Source organism: Thermogutta sp. (assembly GCF_014359955.1).
Taxonomy (GTDB): Bacteria; Planctomycetota; Planctomycetia; order Pirellulales; family Thermoguttaceae; genus Thermogutta.
Window position 1 is genome coordinate 1 of sequence record NZ_JACIYL010000629.1, and the last position, 2,685, is coordinate 2,685.

3 protein-coding genes are annotated in these 2,685 nt (G+C 58.6%); 1 reads left to right on the plus strand and 2 read right to left on the minus strand.

Going from position 1 to position 2,685, the window contains the following annotated elements; genetic code table 11:
• The coding region (locus H5U08_RS15180) for a ComF family protein (RefSeq protein ID WP_297034895.1) at positions 1-860 on the plus strand (860 nt) is incomplete at its 5' end.
• Between the two features lie 74 nt (positions 861-934).
• Here the strand turns inward: H5U08_RS15180 and H5U08_RS15185 are convergent.
• The gene (locus H5U08_RS15185) at positions 935-1,288 is read right to left on the minus strand and encodes a DMT family protein (protein WP_297034897.1); all 354 of its coding nucleotides are present in this window, start codon (positions 1,286-1,288) and stop codon (positions 935-937) included.
• Positions 1,289-1,562: 274 nt separating this feature from the next.
• A complete protein-coding gene (cysC, locus tag H5U08_RS15190) occupies positions 1,563-2,228 on the minus strand; it encodes an adenylyl-sulfate kinase (RefSeq protein WP_297034900.1) in 666 nt (221 codons plus the stop codon).
• Positions 2,229-2,685 lie beyond the last annotated feature (457 nt).

The window sequence follows — 2,685 nt, forward strand, 5'->3', positions numbered from 1 at the left end:
AAGCCCTGTGGGAAGGTGGACGGCCACCGCGACGTGGGGCGAGCAATTTGCTCTGTCCGAGCTGTCTGGCCCAGTTGTCTTTCCCAGCCTGGAAGGCCTGTCCGCGATGCGGAGGAAAGGCCGACATGGAGAACCTCCTTCCTCACGGCTGTTCGTGGTGTCACCGCGAAAAGTTTGCCTTTACGAGGACCGTGTCGCTGGGGCCGTATTGGGGGCCGCTCCGCGATGTCATCACGGCGATGAAACTGCCTCAGGGCGAACGGCTTGCCCGAGCCATGGCCCGCCTGTTCTGGTGCCAGCGCGGAGCGCAGCTTCGCGAATTGGCGCCGGACTGTGTCGTTCCCATTCCCATGCACCGGCGCCGGAAACGCCAGCGGCACATGAACAGCCCGGAGGTGCTCGCCGACATCCTGGCAGGTTTTCTGGGGATTCCCTCCGAGAAACATCTTCTCCGGCGCACCCGGCCGACTCTTCCGCAATCCTCTCTCAAACCGGCCCAGCGATGGAAAAATGTCCGCGGGGCGTTCTCGGTGGGGTCCACTTTCTGGGACCGGATTGTCGCGAAGTGGATGCGCGGCCGGCATTCCGGTGCGGTGATATTCCATCAAAAAAGAGAGCCGGTCAACACGGAACGCACCCCAAAGCGGACAGCCAAACAAGGAGCTCGTTCGCGGGCCATTCATCCCCGGCTGGCAGGCCGCCGTGTGCTGCTGGTCGATGATGTTCTCACCACGGGCGCGACCTGTCACGAAGCGGCGAGAGTTCTTCTCGAAGCGGGTGCCCAGGAGGTATTCGTGGCCGTTTTGGGGCGCGGACAGACGCCTGCCACGGTTGACTTTGAGCCCGAAAAGGCGTGGTGAAAAAGGCCCTTCACCCGCCACGGGCCGCGAATGGGCAGAAGGAATTGATCACTCCGGGAAAACTTGTCTTCAGATCACGCCCCGTGAGTGATTCCCCGGAACATAAAGAACGCCGCCACCACCAGGCAGACCCCCGCGATCGCGTAGTTCCAGTTGACAGGTTGCCGCATATAGAAGGTGGAAAAGGCCGCAAAAACGGCCATCGTGATCACCTCCTGCATGACTTTCAGCTCCGGTAGCGAATAATACCGGCTTCCGATGCGATTCGCCGGCACTTGCAGACAGTACTCGAAGAATGCCACCGCCCAACTCGCAACTATGGCCAGGAAAATGGGGGCATTCTTGAGATCTTTGAGATGTCCGTACCAGGCGTACGTCATGAAAATGTTGGAACCGATCAACAGGAGGATGGGCAGGAGCTTTCCCATAGGCGGAGTTTTCACCCTATCAAAAACCAGCTATGCGCGCAGAAAACGACCGACCTGGAAGATGGGCAACTGGGATCACCAGGGCAGACTCGCCCTTCTCGGCAGGATTGTTGAAAAGGCACCTGCGGGAAGGAAGATCAAGCCAATCCTAGCGTCCCGACCGAGCGGAATCAAGGGCGAAAAAGATATGTCTTATCTTATAAAATCTGCATGAGTTGCGGCGCAAAGAGGTCGTCGCTGGAGGCAGGCCGACGAAACGCTTCTGGTTGGGAGGTTACCTGTCGGCGGGAATGATGCCGTGGGTTTTCAGGTAGTCGAGGACGATGTCGGCCAGTTCTTCGGGAGAATGTCGGGCGGCATCGAGATGGATTTCGGGGTTGAGGGGTGGTTCGTAGGGATCGTCGATGCCGGTGAAGCCCTTGATCTCGCCAGCGCGGGCCTTTTTGTAGAGTCCTTTGGGGTCCCGCGCTTCGCACACCTCGAGGGGAGCATCCACGAAGATTTCGATGAAATCTCCCGGTTTCATGGTCGCCCGAACGCGGTCGCGGTCGATGCGGTAGGGACTGATAAACGCGGTGATGGCGATGATGCCCGCCTCGCAGAAGAGCTTGGCCACGGCTCCAATCCGGCGGATGTTCTCTTCGCGATCCTGGGGTGAAAATCCCAGGCCGAATCGTCTGGCGAATTCTTCCCCATGCCGTTCCCGGAGCATGGCGGGGCTGGCATTCAGACCGTGGCGGATGTTGTCGCCGTCGAGGACAAAACTGTGGTAGCCCAGCGAGTAGAGTCGATGGTCAACGAGGTTGGCCAGCGTGCTTTTTCCGGAGCCGCTCAGGCCGGTGAACCAGAGAACGCACCCCTTATGACCGTTCAGCCTTTCCCGCTCTTCCCGCGTGACTGCATGTTCGTGCCAGAAGACCTTGGCCTCACCTGTGCTCATCGCTTCCCTCGTGTTATTTCCGATATGTTATGGTTGAAACTTTTCAGTGACTGGTTTGTGGCCGATTACTCGGGGAACTCACGCCCGCCAGGGGACCCGGGCGGTATCTTGTTTGTTGATATTTCCCGATTTGCCCAAGCTATCACGAGCTTGAAACAGCGGCAACCGGAAACATCCATTATGACAGAATCGATCAGTTTAGGAAAGATACCGCAGGGGCAGTTGCTCTCCGCTACAGTGTGAGAGCCGAGGGGTTTGAGGGGCGATAGGGGCGGTTCAGGAATGTTCCCTACAACGTCGAAGGGACCTGTTTGTCACGTCCGGCCCTCGGAGGGACCCGCTTGTGGGGTCCGCCGATTAACGTTTGATTGTCCATCCTCTATAACCGGGCACGACAAGCGTGCCCCTCCAAATCATGTTTTTCGTTAACAGGAAGGACAAGGGTTCACCGGCAGGG

What these genes read in the sequence shown, in the direction of transcription:
- H5U08_RS15185 (WP_297034897.1), bottom strand. Translation starts at nt 1,288, where the DNA reads ATGGGAAAGCTCCTGCCCATCCTCCTGTTGATCGGTTCCAACATTTTC.
- cysC (WP_297034900.1), bottom strand. Translation starts at nt 2,228, where the DNA reads ATGAGCACAGGTGAGGCCAAGGTCTTCTGGCACGAACATGCAGTCACG.